Genomic DNA, 24,335 nt, shown 5'->3' with positions numbered 1-24,335 from the left:
TGGTTGGTTCCCCGGTCGGGGACACGCGTAACGGCAGAAGGCGGGGCAGGCGATGCAGGATCGCACCGACAGCGACTCTCGCAAGCTGCTGAAGCGGCTCAAGGAAATCTTGGCCGCGGCGGGCGGTGGGCAGGATCGACTTGATCAGATCACCCATCACATCGCCGATTCGATGGGCACCGAGGTCTGCTCGATCTATCTGTTTCGCGATGCCGACACGCTGGAACTGTGCGCCACCGAAGGGCTGCGCCCGGAGGCCGTCCACCAGACCCGGCTGCGCCTGGGCGAGGGTCTGGTCGGCCGCGTCGCCCGTACCGGGCGCAACGTGAACACCGCGAACGCCCCCGCCCAGCCCGGCTTCCGCTTCATGCCCGAGACCGGGGAGGAGGTCTTTCCCGCCTTCCTGGGCGTGCCGATCCAGCGGGTCGGGGAACGGCTTGGCGTCCTGGTCGTGCAATGCGCGACCGCCCGGCAGTTCTCCGAGGACGAGGTCTATGGCCTGGAGGTCGTGGCCATGGTCCTGGCCGAGATGACCGAACTGGGCGCGTTCCAGGGCAGCCAGTCCGACAGCCTGCCGCTGGCGCACCGCTTTCCGCTTCTGGTGCGCGGCGCCACCGGGCAGGAGGGCGTGGCCGAGGGGCGTGTCTGGCTGCACGAGGCGCGCGTGGTCATCGCCAACCCGGTCGGCGACGACCCCGACAAGGAACTGGCCCGCCTGCACGAGGGCGTGGAGACCCTGCGCGAGACGGTCGACAGGATGCTGGGCGCGGTCGACATGGGCGACGGCGATCATGCCGCGGTCCTGGAGACCTATCGGATGTTTGCCCATTCGCGCAGCTGGCTGAAGCGCATGGAGGAGGACATCCGCCTTGGCCTTTCGGCCGAGGCCGCGGTGGAGAAGGAGCAGTCCGGCGCCCGCGCCCGGCTGGAGATGGCCGCCGACCCCTATCTGCGCGATCGCCTGCACGATCTGGACGACCTGTCCAACCGCCTGCTGCGCATCCTGACCGGACAGGGCCACGACACCGGCGCCGAGATGCCCGAACGCCCGATCCTGGTCGCCCGAAACATCGGCCCGGCCGAGCTGCTGGAATACGGGCGTCGGCTGAAGGGCGTCGTGCTGGAGGAGGGATCGGTCGGCAGCCACGCGGCCATCGTCGCCCGCGCGCTGGCTATTCCGCTGGTCATCCACGCCACCCGCATCACCACCGAGGCGCTGAACGGCGACCCGATCCTGGTCGACGGCGATCAGGGCGTCGTCCACCTGCGCCCCGAGGAGACCGTCCACAAGGCGTTCCTAGACAAGATCGCCATGCAGGCCGAGGCGCAGGACCGCTATGCCGACCTGCGCGACCAGCCCGCCACGGGCACCTGCGGCACCACCATCCAGATGTTCATGAACGCGGGCCTGATGGCCGACCTGCCTTCACTTGAGGGGTCGGGCGCCGAGGGGGTGGGCCTGTTCCGGACCGAACTGCAGTTCCTGGTCCGCAGCCATGTCCCCCGGCGCGCCGAGCTGGCCGGTCTGTATGCGCGCGTCATGGACAACGCCCAGGGCAAGCCGGTGATGTTCCGCACGCTGGACATCGGGTCGGACAAGGTTCTGCCCTACATGAAGCCGCAGGACGAACCGAACCCCGCGATGGGGTGGCGCGCGATCCGCGTGGGGCTGGACAAGCGCGGCGTGCTGCGGATGCAGCTGCAGGCCCTGATCCGCGCCAGCGTGGGCCGGCCCCTGCACGTCATGTTCCCCTTCATCGCGGACATCACGGAATACGAGGCCGCGCACCGCATCCTGATGCAGGAGATGGCGCGCGAACAGCGCCTGGGGCATTCCATGCCCAGCGACATCCGCGTCGGCGCCATGCTGGAGACACCGTCGCTGGCCTTCGCACCCAAGCGGTTCTTCGAGATGTGCGACTTCATCTCGATCGGCGGCAACGACCTGAAGCAGTTCTTCTTTGCCGCCGACCGCGAGAACGAGCGGGTCCGCCGTCGCTATGACACGCTGAACGTGTCGTTCCTGTCGATGCTGCGCCAGATCATCGCGCGCTGCGCCAATGCCCGCGTGCCGCTGTCCTTTTGCGGCGAGGATGCCGGGCGGCCGGTCGAGGCGCTGGTCTTTGCGGCCCTGGGCATTCACCGCCTGTCGATGCGGCCGGCGTCGATCGGACCGGTCAAGCACCTCATCCGGCGCATCAGCATCGTCGAGCTGGCCCGCGTCATCGAGGAGGCCGAGGCCGAGGGCCTGACCAGCGTACGCGGCCCCGTGACGGCCTGGCTGGCACGACAATGAACCGACAAGGCCGATTCCTGCTTGCCCGGCAGGCCCATATCGGCCGATAAGCGAGCAAACCGCCCGGCACGCTTGCTGCACTGCGGCGTGCCGCGTATATTCGCTTATCCTTGTCGAGACATCCCCGGATATGAAACGTCGTCAATTTCTCAATGCTGCCACCGCCCTGGCTGCCGGTGGATCGCTGATGGCGGTCCCGGCACAGGCCCAGGCGCCTGCCGAAGGCGTGGACCCCGCAGCCTTCGGGCCCCCTGCCCCGCAGCCCTTCGACTTTGAACAGGTCGCGACGCTGGCGCAGGAACGGTCCGCGCGCCTGTACGTCCAGCCGGTCGCGGAACTGGTCGGCAGCTTTGCCAACCTGGACTATGACCAGTATCGCGGCATCCGTTTCCGCCGCGACCAGGACCCGCTGGCGGGCAACGCGACCTTTCGGGTGGACCTGCTGTCGCCCGGCTCGATCTTTTATGAACCGGTGCAGATCAACCTGGTTCGCGACGGCGTCACCCGGCCGATCCCGTTCGACCCGGCGCTGCTGGAATTCGACGAACGCTATTTCCCCGACGGCCCGGACCTGAACACGATCGGCAACATGGGCTGGTCCGGGTTTCGGATGCGCACGCCGCTGAACCGCCCCGGCGTCATGGACGAGTTCATCGTCTTTCAGGGCGCCAGCTATTTCCGCGCGGTGGCGCGCGGCACGCTGTACGGCCTGTCCGCGCGCGGCCTGGCCATCAAGACCGGCAGCCCCGACGGCGAGGAATTCCCGCTGTTCACCGATTTCTGGATCGTCGAGCCCAAGCCCGGCGCGGAAAGCGTCCGCATTTATGCGATCCTGGACAGCAAGTCGGTCGCGGCGGCGTTCCAGTTCGACGTGACGCCCGGCGCGGTGACCATGGTGCGGACCCGCGTCGCGCTGTTCCCGCGCGTCGATCTGCGCGAGACGGGCCTGGCGCCGCTAACGTCGATGTTCTGGTTCAGCCCGGCCAGCCGCCGGGTCGTCGACGACTATCGCCCCGCCTGCCACGACAGCGACGGGCTGCAGATGCAGACCGGTGCGGGCCAGTCGCTGTGGCGCGGGCTGATGTCGCCGCGCAACCTGCAGATCAGCAGTTTCGTCGACACCGATCCGCGCGGATTTGGCCTGGTCCAGCGGCCCCGCGACTTCGAGACCTATCAGGATGCCGAGGCGATGTACCATCTGCGTCCCTCCGCCTGGATCGAGCCCGAGGGCGATTGGGGGGCGGGCGAAGTACGCCTGATCGAGATCCCGGTCGAGAACGAGTTCAACGACAACATCGTCAGCTACTGGCTGCCCTCCGACACGATCCCCGGCGGAGAGCGGACCGAGTTCCGCTATCGCCTCAGCTTTGCGGGTCTGCCGCCTAGCAACCTGCCGTTGGCCAAGGTCCGGCAGGTGCGGTCCGGCCGGTCGATCAATGTCGAGACGACGCGCAGCTATATCATCGATTTCGATCTTGGCATGTTCCGCGAGACGCTGCCCAACTATCAGGTCAGCACGTCCGAGGGCCGGATCGCGCATGCCTATCTGAAACCGCTGCCGGAACAGGGCGTGCTGCGCCTGGCATTCGAATTCGAACCGGGGCGGACGCAGCTGTCCGAACTCAGCGCGCTGCTGACCGATCCCGACGGCCTCGCCCTCAGCGAGACCTGGCTGACGCGCTGGACGGCATGACCATGGACCATGACATGACGACGGCCGGTCGTTCCGACGCGCCGGCCGTGGCACCCGTTGTGCCGCCTCTGGCGCCGCTGACGATGCCCGTGCAGGATTTCGCGCGCCACCCGCAGGCGGGGCCCGCGCGGCGCATGAACAGCCTTCGCGTCTGGCTTGCGCGGCTGATCGCCTTTGGCGGCACCGCAGTCCTGGCCGTCGTGGGCTTTTCGCAGATGCTGGCGGCCTTTGGCGCCGATCCCACGCCGATGCAGATCGCGCTGCTGGTGCTGTTCGTGCCGACCTTTGCCTGGGTGGGCTTTTCGTTCTGCGGGACGCTGGCCGGGTTCCTGGCCCCGCGCCTGACCACGCCGGATGGGCCGAACGATGCCCGCGTCGTCGTCGTCATGCCGATCTATCACGAGGATGTCGCGACCAGCACGGGCCTTCTGGTCGCCCTCGCCCGAGAGCTGGAGGCCGAGGGCATGGCCGACCGGACCGAGATCTTCGTGCTGTCGGACACCCGCGACCCCGCCATCGCCGTCAACGAGACGCTGGTGATCGACCGCGCCCGCACCCTGTCGCCACTGCCCCTGTGGTATCGCCGCCGCCTGTCCAACGACGATCGCAAGTCGGGCAACCTGGCGGAATTCGTGCGCCAATGGGGCGGACGCTATGACCAGATGGTCGTGCTGGACGCCGACAGCGTGATGTCGGGCGCCACCATCCGCGCATTGTCGGCGCGCATGTCGGCCGACCCCCAGGCGGGCCTAATCCAGACCATGCCCATGCTGGTCGGCGGAGAGACGATCTTTGCCCGCCTGACCCAGTTCGCGGGCCGCGTCTATGGCCCGATGATCGCGCGCGGCGTGGCCGCGTGGTCGGGCGATACCGGCAACTACTGGGGTCACAACGCGATCATCCGCGTCAGCGCCTTTGCCCAGGCCTGCGGCCTGCCCCGCCTGCCCGGCAATCCGCCCTTCGGCGGCACCATCCTCAGCCACGACTTCGTGGAGGCCGCCGCCCTGTGCCGGGCCGGATGGGCCGTGCGCTTGGATCACGACCTGCGCGGCAGCTATGAGGGATGCCCGCCCACGCTGCTGGACATGGCCGTGCGCGAACGCCGTTGGGCGCAGGGCAACCTGCAGCATTCCCGCCTGCTGGGGGTCAAGGGCCTGCGCGGTGTCAGCCGGGCGCACATGATCATCGGCATCATGGGCTTTCTGATGAGCCCGCTGTGGCTGGCCCTGATCCTGGTGGGTCTGGTGCTGTCGGCCACCGTGCTGCTGTCGACGCCGGAATATTTTCCCAACGCCTATCAGCTGTTCCCCGAATGGCCGGTCTTCGACAGCCGCCGGATGCTGTGGCTGTTCGCCATCGCCATGGGCCTGCTGCTTCTGCCCAAGTTCATCGCGACCTTCCGGGCCTGGGCGCGTCCCCTGGCGCGCAATTCCGGCGGCCGCGTGCGCATCTTTGCCAGCGCCATCTTCGAGACGGTCCTGTCCGCGCTGATCGCGCCCGTGCAGATGCTGGTCCAGACCCGCCAGATCTTCGAGATCCTGTCGGGCCGCGACAGCGGTTGGAACGCGCAGACGCGCGCCGGGTCGATGCCCTCCTGGGGCGTGGTGCTGCGCCATCACTGGGCGCATGTCGTCCTGGGCCTGGGCACGCTGATCGTGCTGGCGACCTTCTCTCCTGCACAGCTGATCTGGCTGTCGCCGATCCTGGCGGGGCTGATCCTGTCGCCTCTGACCTCGCGCCTGTCGGCCAGCCCGGTCTTCGGCCGGTGGGCACGTCTACGCGGCCTGCTGGTCACCCCCGAGGAACGCGATCCCCCCGCCATCCTGACCGAGGCCGCGGCCATCAGCCGGTCCCTGCCCCAGGCCATGACCGGGCGCGACAGCCTGCTGCGGCTTGGGTCCGACGCGGACCTGCTGGCGCGCCATGTCGCGATGCTGGCCCCCCTGCCCGACGACCTGCCCCGCGCGGTCCGCCTGGCCCGGATCACCGCCGGCGCCAAGATCGAGCATGCCAGCGGACAGGTCACCGCCCTTGACGACATGGATCGCACCGAAACGGACGCCATGCTGCTGGATCCGGCCCTCCTGACCCGGTGGAGCCGGTTGCCCGCATGAACCGTCTGATTGCGCTGGATATGCTGCGCGGCTACGCGCTGGTCAGCATCATGATCAACCACATGCCGATCTCGGTCCTGCGGGGGACGACGCTGCCGAACTTCTCGATCTTCGATGCGTCCGAGATGTTCGTGCTGCTGTCCGGCTTTCTGGTGGGCCTTGTCTGGCGCAGCGTCGAAACTCGCGAGGGACGCCGCATGGCCCAGCGCCGGTTCGCCCGCCGCGCGTTCGAGGTCTGGCGCGCCATGCTGATCGGCGCAGTGCTGATGGCGCTGCTGTCGGCGGCCCTGCTGGCGCTGGATCGTCCGCACACGGCGATCTGGAATCAGTACGCGATCTGGATCCTGGAGAACCCGTTGGGCTTCCTCGGCACGGTCGCCACCTTCTGGGTCCAGCCCAACATCATCGATGTGCTGGCCGTCTACGTGATCCTGATCACCCTTTCGGTGGTTGTGGTGCCGCTGATGCTGCGCTGGCCGCTGATCGTGGCGTTGGGGTCGGTCCTGCTGTGGTGGCACGCGCCCGAACTGAACGCGATGATCCCGAACCACCGGACCGAGAACGGCTTCCTGTTCAACCCGTTCGGCTGGCAGATGCTGTTCTATACCGGCACGGCGATCGGCCTCTATCGCCAGACGATCATGGCGGTGCTGTGGCCGTGGCGGCACGTGCTGACGGTGCTGGCGATCGGCATGTTCGCCTTCGGCAGCGCCATCGTCATCGGCGCCCGGATCGGAGAGCCCGCGCTGGCTTTTCGCCAGGCGCTGATGCAGGTCTATGGCACCATCGACAAATGGAGCCTGGACGGCACCCGCTATCTGGCGATCGTCGCCGCCGCGTGGCTGGTCTCTGTCCCCTTGGCACGGCCGATGGAATGGCTGGCGGCCACCCGCCCCGGCGTCGCATTGCAGCAGATCGGCAAGGGCGGACTGTTCGCCTTCGTGGCCTGCGTGCTGTTGTCGGTGCTGGGCGACGCGTTCCAGATGACCCCCGCGGACCAGCCCACGTGGCGGCGTCTTGCGGTCGATCTGTGGGCCTGCGTGGCGCTGTGGTGGGTGTCGGCCCTGTGGCTGGAGCACGGCGCCCCCTGGCAACGTGCCCGCAAGGCACGACGGGCCTGAATCGAAAAGGCCGCCCGTGACGGGCGGCCTTCTTGCTGTCGCGCCGGCGGTTCAGCCCACCAGTGCGCAGGCGTTGCGCTGATGGCGTTCGGCCATCTTGCGCACCATCCTGTTCTGCGGAAGATCGCGTGCGGGAAGGGTCGCGCGACCCGCATCGACCAGATCCGGAAACAGCGTCAGCAGCTCCTGCCGTGCGGCCGGGCCGACCATGCGCAGGGCCTGCACGCCGGTATAGAGCGATTCGGTATCCGCCCCGTTGGACCGGATGACCTCGTGGCGGTCGAACATGATGTGGAAATATTCGACCTCGGCCAGATCGGTGGCCAGTTCGAACCCGTCCAGCGACAGCAGTTGCTTGGCCGCGACCAGCACCTCGAACGTACCGAACATGCGCTGCGCGATCCGGGACCGCACCAGCACCCGATGCTGGGGAGAGACAATCAGATCCCGGGACGGTGTGTTGATGCCCAGGGCACCTGCCGTGATGCGGACCGGCGTCAGTCGCGGATTGCGCGCCAGCGCCACCGCGGACAGGCGCTGCGATCCCGTCCAGCGCAGCGGCTGCGCCCCGTTGTCGCGCGTCATGACCAGATCGCCCGGGCGAAGGGTCTGGACAGCCACCGGCCCATCCGGCGTGTCGATCAGGGTGCCAGCGGCAAAGCACACGACTTCGAAATCACCGTCTGGCAGCTCAAGCGTGCCGTCGGCGTCGATGGTCGTCGAAATGACGGCCGTGTCCAGAAGCGACTGCGCCAAATCGTCGACGCCCGGAAGCAAAGGGACAAGCAGGCCCGTTGGGTCCAAGTCGGCGATCGTATCGTTCAGCTCCGAAAGCGGAACGGTCAGCGTCTCCGACGGAAGCCCGGTTAGCTTCACAGTCACCGTGACCAGGAGACGATCGGCCGTAAGTGGGGCATCGCTGATGAAGTAAACGTTACCCTCGCCGTCACGGAAGTAGTCGACCCCTACCGGATTGATCTGGGCAGACAGTCCGAGGTTCGGACTCAAGAGCCCGCCAGCCGGATTTCCGACGCGCAGCCCCGCCGTCGACAGGATGCCGGAGCCAAGATACGTCCCCGGCAACGGCTCTTCGTCGATCACGGGGGTCAGGAACTCGCCTGCGGCGACGGTTGCAGGACCTGTCTCATCGTCCTGGACGCGATAGCCGTCAAAGGACTGGCCGGCGCCGAAATCATTCAGCACGGATGTGGGCGGCAGCGTCACCACGGGAGAGTCGACGGTTCCGGTAATGGTCGTGCCTTCAAGTTGGGTAAGGACGGGCATGGGCGTCTCCTTGGAACAGGGGCGTAAGAGGTCCGTCCCCGCAGAACAGCTCTGGGGGCCAATCAGGTAATCGGAATTGCCAGGGCGCCCGAAGGCACCCTTCAGGAGTCAGTAAGCGATCGGCCAGTGCGGGCACGGGGGATGGGGTCGGATGCCGTGTCGCATGGTCTGGCCTCGCTCCGATCGGGGCCCGTGCGCAAATACTGCAGGGGCCAAGTGCAGGACCGCGACGGCGACCCTGTTAACCTTCATTACCACATTATGTACGCGAAGATGCATGACCAAGAAAGAACCGAACGGTACGGTTCCAGTCGAGATGGGCTGCAACTCTAGCAGTGATACGTTCCGAGCGAACGAAATCTGCTAAGGACACGTCGCCTCTCAGCAACGTGAATTATCGCTGAAACGGAGGTGAAACGTACCGAAATGTTTAGATAAAATAAATGCAGACAGTGCAGAAATTCTTAAAGCTGAGCAATTTAGGCTCTAGAAACCCTCAGGTTGTAAGACCTGGAATCCCCGTAAGACGCTGAGCATCACTTTATCGTGATTACCTACTGAAGCAGCACATCAGATCATCGGACTTGCCCGGCTTTTGTAAAGAGCGCTTAGCTCACGTCCGAGGTCTTTCGCCCGAAGGCGGTGGGGCTTTGGAAGCCAAGCGATGAATGTCGCCTGACGGGGTTACAGAACCCGTCGATGTATCTGGTGACGGCTTTTTCAGCCTGCTGGTGGGATTGCCAGTCGACCAGCCAAACCCGCTTAGACTTGAGAGTCTCGAAGAACATCTTGATCATTGCGTTGTCGTAACGGTTCCTGCGCCCGCTCATTGCAGCGACTGGTAGTCGACAGAGGAGTATTGGGCGGTCTCAACCGGTCGTCGCAACACTCTGCTGATGGAGGTTGCGATGACGACAGGCAAACGAAGATCCGAACAGTCGACGAGGCGCAAATTGCGCTCACCAGGGCGGCCGGGAGTGGCAAGGCAGTCGGAGCGGCGCCGTTTCTGGTCCCTGATTGCATTGGGTCTTTCCAGCGAGGACGCTGCCGCCCGGACCGGCATCTCGCAGCCGGTCGGAACACGGTGGTTTCGAAAGGCTGGCGGCATGCCCCCTTCACATCTAGCTCCATCCGCGGCGGCACCGTCTCGGCGCTACCTGTGCCTGGAAGAGCGTGAAGAGATCGCTCTGCTCTTGGTGCAGAATGTCGGCTTGCGTGAGATTGCCCGCCGTCTTGGCCGCGCTGCGTCGACTATCTCGCGGGAGATCCGTCGCAATGCCGCCACACGCTCCGGCGGGTTTGAGTATCGTGCGACCACGGCCCAGTGGCATGCCGAGCGCGCGGCCGAGCGGCCAAAGGCCGCAAAGCTGGCGACGAACGCGGCTTTGCGGCAGTATGTGCAGGACAGGCTCTCCGGCCATATCTCGCACCCGGGTGGCTCGGTCGTTGTTGGCCCGCCTACAGCCTGGAAAGGCCGGCGACATGGACGGCGGCAATCGCGTCGGTGGGCCAAAGCCTGGAGTCCCGAGCAGATTGCCGGTCGGTTGCGCATCGACTTTCCAGGGGACGAGACCATGCGGATCAGTCACGAGGCCATCTACCAGGCGCTCTACATTCAGGGGCGTGGCGCTCTGCGCCGTGAGCTGACGGCGTGTTTGCGCACTGGTCGAGCGTTGCGTGTGCCCCGTGCCCGGACTGCCGGCCGAGGAAAATCCTTCGTGACATCCGAAATCATGATCAGCGAGCGCCCCGCCGAAGCTGCGGATCGTGCCGTCCCCGGCCATTGGGAAGGCGACCTCATCATCGGCCTCAACCGCTCTGCCATCGGCACGCTGGTCGAGCGGCAGACGCGCTTAACGCTGTTGCTGCACCTTCCACGGATGCCCGGGCATGGTGACGGACCACGCGTGAAGAATGGGCCGCCTCTTGCGGGTCACGGTGCCGAGGCCGTGCGCGATGCCATCGTGCGGAGCATCGTTCATCTGCCCCGCCATCTTCGGCGGTCGCTGTCTTGGGATCAGGGGTCCGAGATGGCTCGTCATGCCGAACTGACCGTCGCCGCTGATCTGCCGGTCTACTTCTGCGATCCTCACAGCCCATGGCAGCGCGGCACAAATGAAAACACCAATGGGCTGCTGCGCCAATACTTCCCCAAGGGCACCGATCTTAGCTTGCACGGTCCTGATGATCTCGAAGCTGTTGCAGCTGCGCTCAACGGACGTCCGCGCAAAACCCTCGGCTGGAGAACCCCGGCAGAGGCACTGGACGCGCTGCTCACGAACGCCGAAACTGACCATGTTGCGACGACCGGTTGAGACCGCCTTGTGATCCACGATCCGAATGATGAACATGCCCTAGGGCCAGGATGCATTGATTTTCGTTGCGCTGCGTGATTCACGGCCCGGAAACGGAGCGGTGACATGAGCGACCTTTTCTGGCTGACTGACGCGCAGATGGCACGCATTGCCCCCTTTTTCCCGAAGTCACACGGCAAGCCACGCGTTGATGACAGGCGTGTTCTCAGTGGGATTATCTTCATTGTCCGCAATGGCTTGCGCTGGCGTGATGCACCGACCGCCTACGGACCCCACAAGACGCTTTACAGCCGTTGGAGGCGTTGGAGCGGGAAGGGCATTTTCGCTCGGATGATGACCGGACTTGCTGCCAAACACGGTGAAGAGAAGACCGTGATGATCGACGCGACATACCTGAAGGCACATCGCACAGCGACCAGTATGGCCGTCAAAAAGGGGGGCGTGGACGCCTGATCGGCCGCACCAAAGGCGGCATGAACACCAAATTGCACGCCATTTGCGACAGCCAGGGACGACCGCTCGACCTGTTCATCACCGCCGGTCAAGTGAGCGATTATATCGGCGCACGGGCGCTGCTCAGCGGCTTGCCAAACGTCGAATGGCTGCTTGGCGATCGCGGTTATGATGCTGACTGGTTGAGAGACGCGTTGCAGGACAAGGGGATACGCGCCTGCATCCCCGGTCGGAAGCAACGCAAGATGCCTGTCAAATATGACAAGCGTCGTTACAAGCGGCGAAGTCGCATCGAGATCATGTTCGGCAGGCTCAAGGATTGGAGGCGCGTGGCAACGCGATACGACAGATGTCCGAAGGTCTTCCTCTCGGCCATCGCTCTCGCAGCAACCGTCATCTATTGGTTATGAATCCTGACCCTAAGAGCGGACACTTGCTCCGCTAAGTCATTCGCAATCCGACAATACGCAGCAAAGACGTCGGACCCCGTCGAGACTACCCCTAGTTCCTCAGAAACGCATCGAGCACATACACCCCTGCCTCGCTCAATGCAGTGGCGCTTGTGCGATATGGTGACTGCTCCGAGTTCAGCTCCCCGTAGATTGCGGACAATTCGACATAGCGGTCATGGTTGATCCGGTTCGACGCTGGCAGAGCCGATATGTCCACAATCGCGATGTTGGCAGCGCGGGCGGCTCTTTCCACCCTGGGATCGGCGACGTCCAGCGCGCCAACCCGGGCCCGGTGGCTGGAGAGCCGAGATGACAAATCCAAGGCTCGATCGTCCTGCGAGACCAGAAGGGTCATCGTTCGGGCCATCGGACCGATCACGGCGATCTGCGCCCGGAAAACATCGGGGTCAATGTCCGGGGCCGCCATGACGACAGACAACTGGTCCAGAACATCATCTTGTCCTTCCAGCTTTAATTGTCGCAGAGCCTCCATGGTCAGTAGCCCCCCCATCGAATGGGCAACGACCTGGACTGGGGCGCCCTCGGCGTCGTCGACCAGCGCGGTCAGCGTTCGCGCCAGCCCGTCACGCGAGAAAGCCACCGCATCTTTGTCAGCCAGATAAGCAAAAGGGGACCCCGCAGACGGCCACGAAAACAGCACCGGCACTCCATCAGCCCGGGAATCGACGGAAAGCTGCACCAATCGATAGAGTGCCTCGGGGAAGTTGTGATTGAAGCCGTGAACAAAGACGACAACACCTGATCCCTTGCGCGGGTCATTGGACACCGCTGTTCGGAATTCGTCTTCCCTCATGATAGTGCTGTCCACCGTGGCAAAACTGGTGGCCGGGTCAGTCTGATCTCGTGGCCACTCTATCCGCCCCGTTTTATGTCCGGGGGGTGTCGAGACCGAGAAGGCGGCATAGCTGGCACCAAGTGATGGGACATATCCAAAGTCTGTACTGCCTGCCGTACGGGGGGCACGCGTGGTTGCGACGTAGACCTGCGTGATCTTTGCATCTTCAACTATCGCCGAGGTCGGGCGAAGCACCTCGTTCGTTGGACGTGCGCCGCAGGCGGAAACTGTCAGAATTAACAGTGCAACAGCGACGGATCGCATCTGATGTCCGGGAACAGAACGAAAAGGTCTATTGGACCATCCTATCATTCTGGCAACTCCTCTTTGGCATTGCGACGGCTGTCGACACCCCTGCTACCCGTGCTTATTGACAGGAACACTCAACGAGATGTCTCCCTTCGCGCTAAGTGCTTTCTGCCTAAACCCTAACATCCTCGATAAATTCTGGCGGGGACATCCGCGTGTCATGATGACGCACGACGGCGGCAGAAATACGAGATTTTTCTTGTATGAAACTGACGCAACCTAAGGTTACCTTTTCGTGAAGAGGGCTCGATGATCTCGCCGGGCTTGCGGTCACAACGACAAAGGGTGCGCGATGTGCTTTGCCTGTTTTGAGGGTGTCAACGAGCCGGGAACACAGAGTTTTTGTCACTGCGGACGACCAGAGACGCAGACGGCGATGCGCCGGATCGAGGCCGACATATCTCGTCGACAGATGATCGGCGGCATGGCGGCCGTGGTTGGGATGTTCGCGGGTTTCGGCCTTGCACCGCGGGAGCTTCGCGCCCAGACCCCGGCCCGCCCTCTGCTACTGACCAACCTCAGGTTGTTCGATGGAGAGACCTTGTCGATGCGCCAGGGTGTCGACATCCTGATCGAAGGCGGGCGCATCGCCGGGCTTCCGGCGGCCGGTCAGGGCCCTGAGGACGCCGAACGCATTGATTGCGGCGGGCGCAGTGTGATCCCCGGACTGATCGATGCGCATTGGCATGCCACGCTGGCATCGGTCAGTCAGGTCGTTGCCTTGACGCAGGATATCGGGCTGGTCCATCTGCTGGCCGGCCAGCAGGCCGGTGCCACGCTACAGCGCGGTTTCACCACCGTGCGTGATGTGGGCGGACCTGCCTTTGGCCTGAAGGCCGCGATTGACCGGGGTGTGGTCGAAGGCCCCCGCATCTTCCCGTCGGGCGCAATGATTTCTCAGACCTCAGGGCATGGCGATTTCCGCTTTCCCAACCAACTGCCGCTGATGCCGTCGGACAAGGCGGATTACGCCATGCAGAACGGCATGACGGCCATCGCCGACGGGCCCGCCGATGTGCTGCGCCGGACGCGCGAACAGCTGATGAAAGGTGCTAGCCAGATCAAGATCATGGCGGGCGGCGGGGTCGCATCTCCCTCTGATCCAATCGACTCCACGCAGTTCCTGGAAGAGGAGATGCGCGCGGCCGTCCAGGCGGCGGACGACTGGAACACATATGTCTGCGCCCATGTCTATACCTCGCGCGGAATTCAGCGCTGCATCCGCGCCGGCGTGAAGTCCATCGAACACGGTCAGCTGGCTGACGAGGAGACAGTCCGAATGATGGCCGATAACGGCGTCTGGTGGTCGCTGCAGCCCTTCCTGGCCGACGAGGATTCGAACCAGTATTCCGATCCTGCCGCCATCGCCGCGCAGAAGATGGTTGCCGAAGGCACCATGCGCGCCTTTGATCTTGCGCGGACGCACAGCGTGAACTGGGCCTTTGGCAGTGACGTGCTGTTCGGCGGCGCCGAAAAGCAGGGCCGGCATCTGACCAAGCTGGCGCGCTTCATGTCGCCGCTGGAGGCGCTGCATCGTGCGACCGGGGCGGCGGGGCAGCTGCTGGCCATGTCGGGACCGCGGGCGCCTTATGACGGGCCGCTTGGCGTGATCGCGCCCGGCGCCTTTGCCGACCTGCTGGTCGTCGAGGGCGATCCGGAAGCCGGTCTCGACTGGCTGGAGGACACCGGCAATCTGCGGCTGATCGTCAAGAACGGCCGCATCCACAAGAACAGCCTGTGAAAGGAAGATGACAATGCGTTTGACCAAGCTGTTGGCGGCGACAGCCGCGATCGTTCTGCCTGTCCTGCCCGCTGTTGCGCAGGACGGCGCATGGCAGGGCCAGGCCACGGCCTATGTCTGGGGCGCGGGCCTTGGCGGTGATGTCACGCCCTTCACAGGCGCGCCCACCGTCGAGGTCGACAAGTCCCTGTCGGACGTCCTCGACAATCTGGACGGCGCCTTCTTCCTGTCTGGCTATGCCCGCCGCGACCGCTTTGTGCTGATGGGTGACCTCAGTATCGCGTCGGCCAGCGAAGAGGGGATGGTGCCGCCAGGCATTCCGGCGCACGCCAAGATCCGCCAAAGCTCGCTGACCCTGCTGGGTGGCTACAGGGCAGTCGATCTGCAGGAAATGCACATGGACGTCCTGGCGGGCGCACGACTGTGGCAGATCGAAGGGACAGCCGACGTCTTTGGTGGCGCGGTCACGCGCAGCGGCGACAAGTCCTTTGCTGACCCGGTCGTGGCCGTTCGTGTGAACTACACCCTGTCGCCGCGCTGGAGCGCCCTATTTTATGCCGATTATGGTGGATTTGACGTCGGAGGCTCACATGACACCAGCCAGATCGTCGCTACTGCCAACTATCAAGTAACCGATCAGCTTTATCTTTCCGGCGGCTATCGGCAGCTGAATGTGGATTATCGTGATGGCGGTACCCGGATCGACATGACGATGGCGGGGCCGATCATTGGAGCAACCTTGCGGTTCTAGGTTCCCGCGACCGCTAGCGTCTGATGTTGCGCGGTTAGCGACGGAGGCTGAGTTGCTGCGATAGGCCGAGCGCTCATGCTGCGACTGCATTAGCTGCAGGTGGCATGAGTGTCGTCTATAGGCTCTTCGCGTTGATGCTGCCTGGCAGTCGAGAAGCTGCTTTTCAGAGATATGGTGATCGCGGGCACCGCGATCGCTGATTTAACGGACAGCCGCGCCTCCGCTTCGCTCTGGCACTGCTGGCGATCTTTCATTTTTTTTCCGCCTGCCATCCGGCCGGCAATCCGAACACGGGCTCTGGTGCCGCTGCGCGTCAGCCTCCACGGAGAAATCCGGTTCCTCCCACCCGCGGGGCGCGCGGGTCCCTCCCAATTTCACCGCTCCGGCCCCGTGTGTCAGATCACCGTCCGGCCGCAGGTCGGGCTGCGCCCACCCTGCTTTGCCCTTCGAATGACATCAGGTCATCCAAAGTGAAACGTAGGGATGGCTTCGCCACTGGCGGAACAGGAAGGAGCGGGCGGGGAAGCTGGCCCACCAAAAAGGCATAGCCGTGATACAAACGGCAATTTTGCTTGGTATTCACGAAAGGAAAAATGGTGCACCCGGAGCGATTCGAACGCCCGACCCCCAGATTCGTAGTCTGGTGCTCTATCCAGCTGAGCTACGGGTGCAACATGCGGTGGGAATTAGCGGCCACGCCGGGGGGATGCAAGGGCGAAAAGACAAAAAGATGACTCCTTTTTGGCAAATCGTCCGTTATCGTGCCGCAGCATCGGCGCGGGCAGACAGATCGGCCATCCCGCGGGGGATGTGGATGCAGAACTGGCTGCCCTCGGCATCGCTGCGCAGCAGGATCAGCCGGCCCCCGTGCCCACGCACCAGATCGGCCGCGATCGTCAGGCCCAAGCCCGTGCCGCCGCGGCGCGTGCTGCCCGTGAAGGGCTTGAACAGGTACTCGCGGGCCTTGTCCGGCAGGCCCGGTCCCGAATCGCAGACCTTGATCCACCAATCGCTCTCTGCCTCGCCGGCGCCGATCTCGACCGTGCCAGGGCCGCCGGTCGCCTCGATCGCCTGGCGGGCATTGCGGGCCAGGTTGGCCAGCACCCGGTACAGCTGGTCGCGATCGGCGCGGATCACCAAGCTGGGGGGAATGTCGGTCAGGAACTCGACCCGCCCTGCCGCCTCCCCTGCCAGGGTCTCGGCCTCGATCACCTCGGCAGCCAGCTGCGCCAGGTTGAAGCGTGACAGCGTCGGCGCAGGCTCCTCGGCCTTGCCGAAGGCCAGCGTCGTCTCGCACAGGTTCACGGCGCGGGTGATCGAATTGACCAGCTTGGGCGCGGCGCGACGAACCTTGGGGTCGGCGCTGTCCTCCAGACGGTCGGCAAAGATCTGCGCCGTGGTCAGGATGTTGCGCAGGTCGTGGCTGATCTTTGCGATCGCTTGACCCAGCTGTGCCATGCGCTCCTTCTGCTTGAGGGAGGACGTCACGGTCTGCTGCATCGACTGCAGGGCGGTCTCGGCCTCGCGCAGTTCCGCTAGGCGCGCGTCTGGGATGATGATGTGACGGCTGTCCTCGGGCGCGCTGGCATAGGCGGACATGTGGGTGATCACGCGACGAATCGGCACCAGGATCATCCGTTGGGCGGCTGTGAACAGCAGCACTGCCGTCAGGATCGAGAACGCGGCCGACACCGCCAGCAGGCGCAGGCCGTAGTCGATCATCGCCTGACGCAGCGGCGCGGTTTCCATGGTGATCTCAATCAGCTGGCCTGCCTGGTTCACCGGTGCGCCGATGACGCGGATCACACGATTCTGTCGGTCGGCCAGCGCCCGCAGCGAATCGCCGATCGTGTGTAGCACGCCTTCGGACCGCAGATCATACGTCGCGGCGATCGGGCCCGGGATGGGCGACGACAGGACCAGCTGGCGCACGTCGTTGCGCCGCAGCACGACGTTGAACACGCCGGCCGTCTGCAGCAGCTCGGCCTCCAGATCCAGAGCGATCGATTCGTCGGTGGCGAGCAGGGCCAGACTGGCGATCTGCGCCCGTTCCAGCCGGCTCTCCAGATAGTCCAGCCGAAAGCCCGCCAAGGATGGCAGCAGGATGAACAGCTCTGCCAGGATGACGAACATGGTTGTCAGCGCGGCGAATCGGCCAGAGATCGTGTTCAGTCGCATCGTGTCCGGGTTATGGTGTCGCGGGCCGGACTTGTCAGCCAAGCGATTGCGGGTTTGCACATCAAACGAATGTGATCGTGACCCGGTTCCCGGACCGATTGGCCCGTGATTTACCGGTTTGGATGGTTGACGTGGGCCTGCGGGTCCACTATCCAGCGGGCTTCGAACAACCGGCGTCGTGGCGCAGGGCAGTCTTCTGCAATCTGCCCCGTCCCGATCCGCCCCGCAAGAACCGACCCGGAGACTGATCATGAAGCGCACCTTCCAACCGTCGAACCTCGTTCGTGCGCGCCGTCACGGCTTCCGCGCCCGCATGGCCACCAAAGGCGGCCGTCTGGTGCTGAACCGCCGCCGCGCCAAGGGCCGCAAGCGTCTGTCGGCCTGATCATTCGTGATCCTGCCGGCGGTCACGACCGCCACGTAAAGGCTTTCGACATGCCGCCTCTGCCCCATCCTGCTGAAGTTCAGCCAAGGGATGTCGGCACGGCGGCATTTCGCATGCCGCCCGTCCTGCAGAAACGCGCCGATTTCCTGGCCGCCGCCCGTGCGCGGCGTCAGGGAATGCCGGGCTTCCTGCTGCAGGCCCGCAGGCGGGACGATGACGGCCCGGCACGGATCGGATTCACCTGCTCCAAGAAGATCGGCAATGCCGTGGCCCGCAACCGCGCCAAGCGGCGCCTGCGCGAGGTCGCCCGCCTTGGGCTGGGCGATCTGGGCCAGGCCGGATGGGACTATGTCCTGGTCGGTCGCCCCGAAGCGACCATCGGCCGACCCTTTGCCGATCTGCAGGGCGATTTCGCCCGCGCCATGGCCAAGATCCACGCATGAGCCCGCTGGCGCGCCTTGTCGCGCTGCCGGTGCGCGGCTATCGGCTGCTGGCCTCTCCTTGGGTCGGGCATGGCTGCCGGTTCCAGCCGACCTGTTCGGCCTATGCGCTGGATGCGCTGGCCCGCCACGGCGCCCTGCGCGGCAGCTGGCTGGCCCTGCGGCGCATCGGGCGCTGTCATCCCTGGGGCGGGCACGGCTATGACCCGGTGCCCGGCGCCGATCCCGACCATGAAAGGGCCCGCGATGCTGGACGACGCTGACACCACCGAGATCCACCCCCTGTTCGCGGGCGCCCCCCAGGGGACCGAGTTCCGCAAGCTGCGCAAGCGGCTGGTCCGCGAGACCCGCGCCGCGATCGAGGATTACGCGATGGTCCGCCCCGGCGACCGTTGGCTGGTGTGCCTGTCGGGCGGCAAGGACAGCTATACCCTGCTGGCGATCCTGCACGAGCTGCAGTGGCGCGGGCTGCTGCCGGTCGAGCTGCTGGCCTGCAACCTGGACCAGGGGCAGCCCAACTTTCCGGCCACGGTGCTGCCCGAGTTCCTCAAGGCGCGCGGCGTGCCGCACCGGATCGAATACCAGGATACCTATTCCATCGTGAAGGAGAAGGTCCCGGCCGGCCGCACCTATTGCGCGCTGTGTTCGCGTCTGCGCCGCGGCAACCTGTACCGCATCGCGCGCGAGGAGGGCTGTTCCGCCGTCGTGCTGGGCCATCACCGCGACGACATGCTGGAAACGTTCTTCATGAACCTGTTCCATGGCGGTCGCCTGGCCACCATGCCGCCGAAGCTGCTGAACGAGGATGGCGACCTGACCGTCCTGCGCCCGCTGGCCTATGTGGCCGAGGACGATTGCGACCGCTTTTCGCGGGCGATGAACTATCCCATCATCCCCTGCGATCTGTGCGGAAGCCAGGAAGGGCTGCAGCGCGTCCAGGTGAAACGCATGCTGGACGAATGGGAGGCGCGGACGCCCGGGCGACGGCAGGTGATGTTCCGGTCGCTGATGAATGTCCGGCCGTCGCACCTGCTGGATACTGAACTATTCGATTTTTCCGCGATTTTCCCGCCCGAACAGGGTGATAAGCCCGCCCTTCCCCCTATCCTGCGCGATCCGGCCGGGGAACATTAACGGTACGACAAGCAATTTGATCTATTCCTGACCCCGGTGATTCCGTGAAAGGTCCGGTATGTCAAAGAATGCGAACCGCTTGTTCTCGCCCCTCCGCAGGCTGCTTGGCGGCGCCAAGCGGGGTCAGGACCTGTCCCGCAGCCTGCTGCTGATGCGGCTGGAGAACACCGAAGCCCTGGGCAACATCCTGGACAAGGCCGCGATGGGGCACCTGATGGTGCAGCTGTCGATGACCCTGGGTGGCGCGGTGCGTCCCTATGATCCGGTGCAGGTGCTGGCGCCGGGCCTGTTTGCCTTCGTGCTGCGCGACCGGACCGACCGCGACGCGCTGCAGGTCGCGCGCAGGCTGCACCAGCAGGGACAGACGCCCGTCGCCCTGTCGGGCCAGCAGGTCACCCCGGTGATGACCGGCGTTCTGATCCACGCCACGACCCCCGACCTGCCCTCGATCACCGCGCTGGTCGACAATGCCCGCCAGCGCATGAACCTGGTCGAGGATTGCGCCCTGGGCCAGCTGCGTCTCTATCCCTACGACCCTGCGCTGTCCGGGCCGGGCCTTATCGCGACCGTCAGCGACGCTGTGGTCGCGGCGCAGATGGAGGCATGGTTCCAGCCGCAGGTGTGCTGCAATTCCGGCCAGATCACCGGGTTCGAGGCGCTGGCCCGCTGGAACCACCCGACCCGCGGCATCCTCGCCCCGGGGGTGTTCCTGCCGCACATGTCGGCTGCCGATCACAACACCCTGACACTGTTCATGCTGGCGCAGTCCATGGCCGCGCTGAAAACCTGGGACAAGGCCGGGTTCGACGTGCCGACCGTGTCGATCAACATCTCGAACTGCGAACTGTCGGACCGCGGTTTTGCCGACTGCCTGCTGTGGGAGCTGGATCGCCACGAGATCTCTCCACGCCGCCTGGTGGTCGAGGTACTAGAAAGCGTCGGCCCCGTCACCAGCAGCGGAGAGACCCGCGAGAACCTGCGCAAGCTGGCCGAGGCCGGCTGCCAGATCGACCTGGACGATTTCGGCACCGGCTATGCCAGCCTGGACGCCATCCGACAGTTCGGGATCAACCGTATCAAGATCGACCGCAGCTTCGTCACTGCCTGCGACATCGACAACGGCCAGCAGCGGATGATCCTGGCGATCCTGGCCCTGGCCGAGCGGTTGGGCATCGCGGCCCTGGCCGAAGGGGTTGAAACCCGCGAGGAATATGCGTTCCTGGCGCAGATGGGCTGCGACGAAGTCCAGGGCTATGCCATCGCCCGGCCCATGCCGCTGACGAAAAGCCTCGACTTCCTGGCCAGCCACGCGGACGCCGCGGCGCGCCTTCCCACGATCGGCCTGCGCGGCTGACACCCGCCCCATGGACCCGCCCCCCGCGGTCGCACGCGGGGGGCGTTTCGGCGAATTCCCTTGCATTCCTGCGTCAAATGGCAAATCCGCTTGACCTTTGGGGGTGCGTTCTGTTGAACCGCCCAGACTGACGCGATGACGGTGGTGACGGAATGGAAGACAACAACCGCAATTTGATCCTGGCAACGGTCCTGTCGTTTCTGGTGATCCTGGTATGGTATACGGTCTTCGCCCCCGAACCCGTCTCCGACCAGCCCTCGGGGCAGCCGCTGACGGAACAGGTTGTGGGCGACCAGCCGCTGGCCACCCCTGGAACGGAAGCGGCCACGACGGCCCCCGCCGACCTGGCGGCCGAGCCGGATGCCGCAGAACCCGCCGGCCGGGTCGCGATCCAGTCGTCGGCGCTGTCGGGGTCCATCTCGCTGGCCGGCGGTCGCATCGACGACCTTCTGCTGACCCGCTATCAGGAAACCCGCGACGAGGGGTCTCCGGACGTGCGGCTGCTGACGCCGTCCAGCGCGACGGCCGATGACAGCATCCCCGTCGACAGCGCCCAGTACAAACCCTATTATGCCGTCTATGGCTGGACCCCCGGTCCGGGCGTGGATGCAAGCTTGGTTCCGAACCCCGCGACCGTCTGGACGCTGGAATCGGGCGAGACGCTGTCCCCTGGTCAGCCGGTGACGCTGGCATGGGACAACGGCGCGGGCCAGATCTTCCGCCGGACCTTCGCGCTGGACGACAACTACCTGTTCACCGTCGGCCAGAGCCTGCAGAACAACGGCGATGCCGCGTTCTCGGCCGCGCCCTACGGCATCATCGCGCGCCATGGTCGCCCCGACACCCAGAACAACTTCATCCTGCACGAGGGCGTAGTCGGCATGGTCGACGGCACCCTGGTCGAGATGAAATACGACGACGTCGCCGAACTGGACCCGATCGACCGCGAAGGCCGGGCCGAGGTCTATAACGTCACCGGCAACGGCTGGATCGGTTTCACCGACAAGTACTGGATGTCCTCGCTGGCCCCCGCGCCCGGCCAGGCCTTCACCGCGGTCGTGAAATACGCCGACGGCGCCGACATCTATCAGACCGAGGCCCGCTTCCCGATGCAGACCGTGGAGCCCGGCACCCAGCTGAGTGCGGACAGCTATTTGTTCGCCGGCGCCAAGGTCTGGGAGGTCATCCGCGGCTATGAGGAGACCCCCGGCATCCAGCGCTTCGTGGATTCGATCGACTGGGGCTGGTTCTACTTCCTGACCAAGCCGATCTTCCAGCTGCTGCACTGGCTGCACGGCATCATCGGCAACATGGGCTGGGCGATCATCGCGCTGACCTTCGTGCTGAAGACGCTGGTCTTCCCGCTGGCCCGCAAGTCCTACATCTCGATGGCGAAGATGAAGGAACTGCAGCCGCAGATGGAGGAGATCAAGAACCGCACCGGCGACGACCGGATGAAGTTCCAGAAGGAAGTGATGGAGCTCTACAAGCGGGAAAAGGTGAATCCGGCCGCGGGCTGCCTGCCGATCCTGCTGCAGATCCCGATCTTCTTCTCGCTCTACAAGGTGATCTTCGTCACCATCGAACTGCGCCATGCACCGTGGTTCGGCTGGATCCAGGATCTGTCCGCGCCCGACCCGTCCAGCCTGCTGAACCTCTATGGCCTGCTGCCCTACGGCGTGCCGGCGCAGGGGACCTTGCTGCACTCGGTCACGCTGCCCGCGCTGGCGATCGCCCTGGGCATCAGCATGTGGATGCAACAGCGTCTGAACCCGGCCCCCACGGACGCCGCGCAGAAGATGATCTTTGCCTGGATGCCGTGGATCTTCATGTTCATGCTGGGCGGCTTCGCCTCGGGTCTGGTGCTGTACTGGATCACCAACAACGTGATCACGATCCTGCAGCAGTACACGATCATGTCGATGCACGGGCACCGTCCGGACCTGTTCGGCAACATCAAGTCGTCGATGCCCACGCGCAAGCGTCCCGGCAACAAGCCCGGCGCAGGAAAGTGACCGCGCATCTGGCCCTGATCCGCCGCCATCCGATCAAGTCGGTCGGCGGAGAGGGGCTGGAGCAGGTCACCCTGCAGGCCGGCCGTCGCCTGCCCGGCGATCGTGAATGGGCGGTGCTGACGGAGGCCGGTGAACGCCACGCCTTGGCCCACCAGACCGACGGGCAGCCGGATCGCTGGCTGCCCAAATCCTGCTTCCTGCGCGGCGTCGTCTCGGCCGATCTGCAGGCCATTGTCGGCGGGTGGCGGGACGGCATGCTGCACCTGTCCCACCCGCGGGCCGGCACGCTGGTGCTGGACCCTGCCACGCAGGGACAGCAGTTGATCGACTGGTTGCGCCCGCTTTGGCCGACCGATGCCCCTGCCCCCACCCGGCTGGTGCATGGTGCGGCCGTCTGGACCGACCAGAAGCGGCCCCTTGTGTCCATCCTGTCCCTGTCCAGCCTGGCCCATCTGGAAGCCCAATGCGGCCAGGCCCTCGGCACGCATCGGTGGCGCGGCAACCTGTGGGTCGATGGCTGGGCGCCCTTTGCGGAACGCGACCTGATCGGCCGCACCATCCGCATCGGCGCGGCAGAACTGCGGGTTACCGACCATGTCGGCCGCTGCGACGCCACCAGCGCGGATACCGACAGCGGGACGCGCGACATCGACATGGTCCAGACGCTGGACCGGCTTTACGGCCACACCGATTTCGGCATCTTCGCCGAGGTTGTCACCGGCGGTCCGGTCCGCCTGCAAGATCAGGTCCACGCATGAAAGTCGCCTTTCCCACCGCCCCCGATCCCGAAGCCTCCAAGGCAGAGCAGGCTCGCCTGCTGTTCGCGGGGCCGGTCGATTTCGTCAAGGGCGTCGTCCACATGGACGGCCTGCCGCCACCGAACCGCCCCGAAGTCTGCTTTGCGGGCCGATCGAACGTAGGCAAGTCCAGCCTGATCAACGCGCTGACCGGCCGCAAGGGGCTGGCCCGCGCGTCGAACACGCCGGGCCGCACGCAAGAGATCAACTACTTCGCCCTGGGCGAGCACTCCTATCTGGTCGACCTTCCGGGCTATGGCTTTGCCAAGGCCCCCGTCGCCGTCGTCGCGAAATGGCAGGCGCTGCTGAAATCCTACCTGGCCGGGCGTCAGACCCTGCGCCGCGCGTTCTGCCTGATCGATTCGCGCCATGGCGTGAAGGATGTCGACCACGAGATCATGACCCTGCTGGACCGGTCCGCGGTGCCGTTCCAGGTGGTGATGACCAAGACCGACAAGCTGGGCCCGAACGCCCTGGCCCCGATCCTGGATCAGGTGCGCGAGGCGTTGCAGAAACACCCTGCCGCCTATCCGGAACTGGTCGTCACCAGCTCCGAAAAGAACCAGGGCATCGCCACGCTGCGCGCGATCATCGCCGGGCTGGACTGATCGGCGCATGCGTCCTAGGGTCCGCCCCGTCAGATCGGG

At 65.2% G+C, this 24,335-nt stretch carries 20 protein-coding genes and 1 tRNA gene; 16 read left to right on the top strand and 5 right to left on the bottom strand.

The window, feature by feature from the left end; all coding sequences use genetic code 11:
• Nucleotides 1–52 precede the first annotated feature (52 nt).
• From ptsP to opgC, 4 genes are all read left to right on the top strand, one after another.
• Complete coding sequence (gene ptsP / locus SY26_RS08785; RefSeq protein ID WP_046000128.1) at nucleotides 53–2,296, top strand: phosphoenolpyruvate--protein phosphotransferase; 2,244 nt, start codon at nucleotides 53–55, stop codon at nucleotides 2,294–2,296.
• 187 nt (nucleotides 2,297–2,483) lie between these two features.
• Nucleotides 2,484–3,989 carry a glucan biosynthesis protein gene (locus SY26_RS08780; protein ID WP_046000127.1) on the top strand — a complete coding sequence of 502 codons (1,506 nt, stop codon included), beginning with the start codon at nucleotides 2,484–2,486 and terminating at the stop codon, nucleotides 3,987–3,989.
• Complete coding sequence (gene mdoH, locus SY26_RS08775) at nucleotides 3,986–6,103, top strand: glucans biosynthesis glucosyltransferase MdoH (RefSeq protein ID WP_084693768.1); 2,118 nt, start codon at nucleotides 3,986–3,988, stop codon at nucleotides 6,101–6,103. Before SY26_RS08780 ends, mdoH begins: the two co-directional genes overlap by 4 nt.
• On the top strand, nucleotides 6,100–7,224 hold the full coding sequence (opgC, locus tag SY26_RS08770; protein ID WP_046000353.1) for an OpgC domain-containing protein: 1,125 nt from the start codon (nucleotides 6,100–6,102) through the stop codon (nucleotides 7,222–7,224). Before mdoH ends, opgC begins: the two co-directional genes overlap by 4 nt.
• A 51-nt stretch (nucleotides 7,225–7,275) precedes the next feature.
• On the opposite strand, the gene SY26_RS20170 is transcribed toward opgC, so the two are convergent.
• Together SY26_RS20170 and SY26_RS22175 are read right to left on the bottom strand one after the other, a co-directional pair.
• Nucleotides 7,276–8,508, bottom strand: coding sequence for a Hint domain-containing protein (locus SY26_RS20170; protein WP_046000125.1), 1,233 nt, complete (start codon nucleotides 8,506–8,508; stop codon nucleotides 7,276–7,278).
• Between the two features lie 608 nt (nucleotides 8,509–9,116).
• Nucleotides 9,117–9,338, bottom strand: a complete 222-nt coding sequence (locus tag SY26_RS22175; protein WP_369799417.1) for an integrase core domain-containing protein — start codon at nucleotides 9,336–9,338, stop codon at nucleotides 9,117–9,119.
• Nucleotides 9,339–9,416: 78 nt separating this feature from the next.
• Between SY26_RS22175 and SY26_RS20470 the strand changes: the two genes are divergently transcribed.
• A complete protein-coding gene (locus tag SY26_RS20470) occupies nucleotides 9,417–10,823 on the top strand; it encodes an IS30 family transposase (protein ID WP_232303292.1) in 1,407 nt (468 codons plus the stop codon).
• 105 nt (nucleotides 10,824–10,928) lie between these two features.
• Nucleotides 10,929–11,686, top strand: a protein-coding gene (locus SY26_RS20465) for an IS5 family transposase (RefSeq protein ID WP_157020452.1) whose coding sequence is annotated in 2 segments (ribosomal slippage) — nucleotides 10,929–11,250 and nucleotides 11,250–11,686 — 759 coding nt in all. Because the reading frame shifts where the segments join, the coding sequence is not laid out codon by codon here.
• 91 nt (nucleotides 11,687–11,777) lie between these two features.
• On the opposite strand, the gene SY26_RS20165 is transcribed toward SY26_RS20465, so the two are convergent.
• On the bottom strand, nucleotides 11,778–12,542 hold the full coding sequence (locus SY26_RS20165; protein WP_198143126.1) for an alpha/beta hydrolase: 765 nt from the start codon (nucleotides 12,540–12,542) through the stop codon (nucleotides 11,778–11,780).
• 775 nt (nucleotides 12,543–13,317) lie between these two features.
• Between SY26_RS20165 and SY26_RS08735 the strand changes: the two genes are divergently transcribed.
• Together SY26_RS08735 and SY26_RS08730 are read left to right on the top strand one after the other, a co-directional pair.
• A complete protein-coding gene (locus tag SY26_RS08735; RefSeq protein WP_232303298.1) occupies nucleotides 13,318–14,634 on the top strand; it encodes an amidohydrolase family protein in 1,317 nt (438 codons plus the stop codon).
• 13 nt (nucleotides 14,635–14,647) lie between these two features.
• Nucleotides 14,648–15,385, top strand: a complete 738-nt coding sequence (locus tag SY26_RS08730) for a hypothetical protein (RefSeq protein WP_157020451.1) — start codon at nucleotides 14,648–14,650, stop codon at nucleotides 15,383–15,385.
• A 594-nt stretch (nucleotides 15,386–15,979) separates the two neighbouring features.
• On the opposite strand, the gene SY26_RS08725 is transcribed toward SY26_RS08730, so the two are convergent.
• Nucleotides 15,980–16,056: transfer RNA gene (locus SY26_RS08725), tRNA-Arg, on the bottom strand.
• Between the two features lie 85 nt (nucleotides 16,057–16,141).
• Nucleotides 16,142–17,563 carry a HAMP domain-containing sensor histidine kinase gene (locus SY26_RS08720; protein WP_046000117.1) on the bottom strand — a complete coding sequence of 474 codons (1,422 nt, stop codon included), beginning with the start codon at nucleotides 17,561–17,563 and terminating at the stop codon, nucleotides 16,142–16,144.
• Between the two features lie 250 nt (nucleotides 17,564–17,813).
• On the opposite strand from SY26_RS08720, the gene rpmH reads away from it, so the two are divergent.
• The 8 genes from rpmH to yihA all read left to right on the top strand — a co-directional run bounded on the left by rpmH (nucleotide 17,814) and on the right by yihA (nucleotide 24,296).
• Complete coding sequence (gene rpmH / locus SY26_RS08715; protein WP_042247969.1) at nucleotides 17,814–17,948, top strand: 50S ribosomal protein L34; 135 nt, start codon at nucleotides 17,814–17,816, stop codon at nucleotides 17,946–17,948.
• 50 nt (nucleotides 17,949–17,998) lie between these two features.
• Complete coding sequence (gene rnpA, locus SY26_RS08710; RefSeq protein WP_046000116.1) at nucleotides 17,999–18,391, top strand: ribonuclease P protein component; 393 nt, start codon at nucleotides 17,999–18,001, stop codon at nucleotides 18,389–18,391.
• Complete coding sequence (gene yidD / locus SY26_RS08705; RefSeq protein WP_045982129.1) at nucleotides 18,388–18,651, top strand: membrane protein insertion efficiency factor YidD; 264 nt, start codon at nucleotides 18,388–18,390, stop codon at nucleotides 18,649–18,651. Before rnpA ends, yidD begins: the two co-directional genes overlap by 4 nt.
• A complete protein-coding gene (gene ttcA, locus SY26_RS08700) occupies nucleotides 18,635–19,522 on the top strand; it encodes a tRNA 2-thiocytidine(32) synthetase TtcA (protein WP_046000115.1) in 888 nt (295 codons plus the stop codon). Before yidD ends, ttcA begins: the two co-directional genes overlap by 17 nt.
• 58 nt (nucleotides 19,523–19,580) lie before the next feature.
• Nucleotides 19,581–20,876: an EAL domain-containing protein gene (locus tag SY26_RS08695; RefSeq protein WP_052715200.1), complete on the top strand. Its 1,296-nt coding sequence runs from the start codon at nucleotides 19,581–19,583 to the stop codon at nucleotides 20,874–20,876.
• Nucleotides 20,877–21,028: 152 nt separating this feature from the next.
• Nucleotides 21,029–22,891 carry a membrane protein insertase YidC gene (gene yidC, locus SY26_RS08690; protein ID WP_046000114.1) on the top strand — a complete coding sequence of 621 codons (1,863 nt, stop codon included), beginning with the start codon at nucleotides 21,029–21,031 and terminating at the stop codon, nucleotides 22,889–22,891.
• Nucleotides 22,888–23,649 carry an MOSC domain-containing protein gene (locus SY26_RS08685; RefSeq protein WP_046000113.1) on the top strand — a complete coding sequence of 254 codons (762 nt, stop codon included), beginning with the start codon at nucleotides 22,888–22,890 and terminating at the stop codon, nucleotides 23,647–23,649. Before yidC ends, SY26_RS08685 begins: the two co-directional genes overlap by 4 nt.
• Entirely contained in the window at nucleotides 23,646–24,296 is a 651-nt protein-coding gene (gene yihA / locus SY26_RS08680) for a ribosome biogenesis GTP-binding protein YihA/YsxC (RefSeq protein ID WP_046000112.1), read from the top strand. Before SY26_RS08685 ends, yihA begins: the two co-directional genes overlap by 4 nt.
• The last annotated feature ends 39 nt before the right edge of the window (nucleotides 24,297–24,335 follow it).

Origin of the sequence: Paracoccus sp. 228, assembly GCF_000967825.1 — a bacterium.
GTDB lineage: Bacteria > Pseudomonadota > Alphaproteobacteria > Rhodobacterales > Rhodobacteraceae > Paracoccus > Paracoccus marcusii.
The sequence above is the reverse complement of the archived record's forward strand: the minus strand, read 5'-3'. Positions and strand labels throughout refer to the sequence as shown.

Coding starts and splice junctions, on each gene's coding strand:
- SY26_RS08735 (WP_232303298.1), top strand. CDS start 13,318: ATGGCGGCCGTGGTTGGGATGTTCGCGGGTTTCGGCCTTGCACCGCGG.
- opgC (WP_046000353.1), top strand. CDS start 6,100: ATGAACCGTCTGATTGCGCTGGATATGCTGCGCGGCTACGCGCTGGTC.
- SY26_RS08780 (WP_046000127.1), top strand. CDS start 2,484: ATGGCGGTCCCGGCACAGGCCCAGGCGCCTGCCGAAGGCGTGGACCCC.
- mdoH (WP_084693768.1), top strand. CDS start 3,986: ATGACCATGGACCATGACATGACGACGGCCGGTCGTTCCGACGCGCCG.
- SY26_RS22175 (WP_369799417.1), bottom strand. CDS start 9,338: ATGAGCGGGCGCAGGAACCGTTACGACAACGCAATGATCAAGATGTTC.
- yidC (WP_046000114.1), top strand. CDS start 21,029: ATGGAAGACAACAACCGCAATTTGATCCTGGCAACGGTCCTGTCGTTT.
- yidD (WP_045982129.1), top strand. CDS start 18,388: ATGAGCCCGCTGGCGCGCCTTGTCGCGCTGCCGGTGCGCGGCTATCGG.
- yihA (WP_046000112.1), top strand. CDS start 23,646: ATGAAAGTCGCCTTTCCCACCGCCCCCGATCCCGAAGCCTCCAAGGCA.
- SY26_RS20165 (WP_198143126.1), bottom strand. CDS start 12,542: ATGAGGGAAGACGAATTCCGAACAGCGGTGTCCAATGACCCGCGCAAG.
- SY26_RS20470 (WP_232303292.1), top strand. CDS start 9,417: ATGACGACAGGCAAACGAAGATCCGAACAGTCGACGAGGCGCAAATTG.
- ptsP (WP_046000128.1), top strand. CDS start 53: ATGCAGGATCGCACCGACAGCGACTCTCGCAAGCTGCTGAAGCGGCTC.
- rnpA (WP_046000116.1), top strand. CDS start 17,999: ATGCCGCCTCTGCCCCATCCTGCTGAAGTTCAGCCAAGGGATGTCGGC.
- SY26_RS08730 (WP_157020451.1), top strand. CDS start 14,648: ATGCGTTTGACCAAGCTGTTGGCGGCGACAGCCGCGATCGTTCTGCCT.
- ttcA (WP_046000115.1), top strand. CDS start 18,635: ATGCTGGACGACGCTGACACCACCGAGATCCACCCCCTGTTCGCGGGC.
- SY26_RS08695 (WP_052715200.1), top strand. CDS start 19,581: ATGTCAAAGAATGCGAACCGCTTGTTCTCGCCCCTCCGCAGGCTGCTT.
- rpmH (WP_042247969.1), top strand. CDS start 17,814: ATGAAGCGCACCTTCCAACCGTCGAACCTCGTTCGTGCGCGCCGTCAC.
- SY26_RS20170 (WP_046000125.1), bottom strand. CDS start 8,508: ATGCCCGTCCTTACCCAACTTGAAGGCACGACCATTACCGGAACCGTC.
- SY26_RS08720 (WP_046000117.1), bottom strand. CDS start 17,563: ATGCGACTGAACACGATCTCTGGCCGATTCGCCGCGCTGACAACCATG.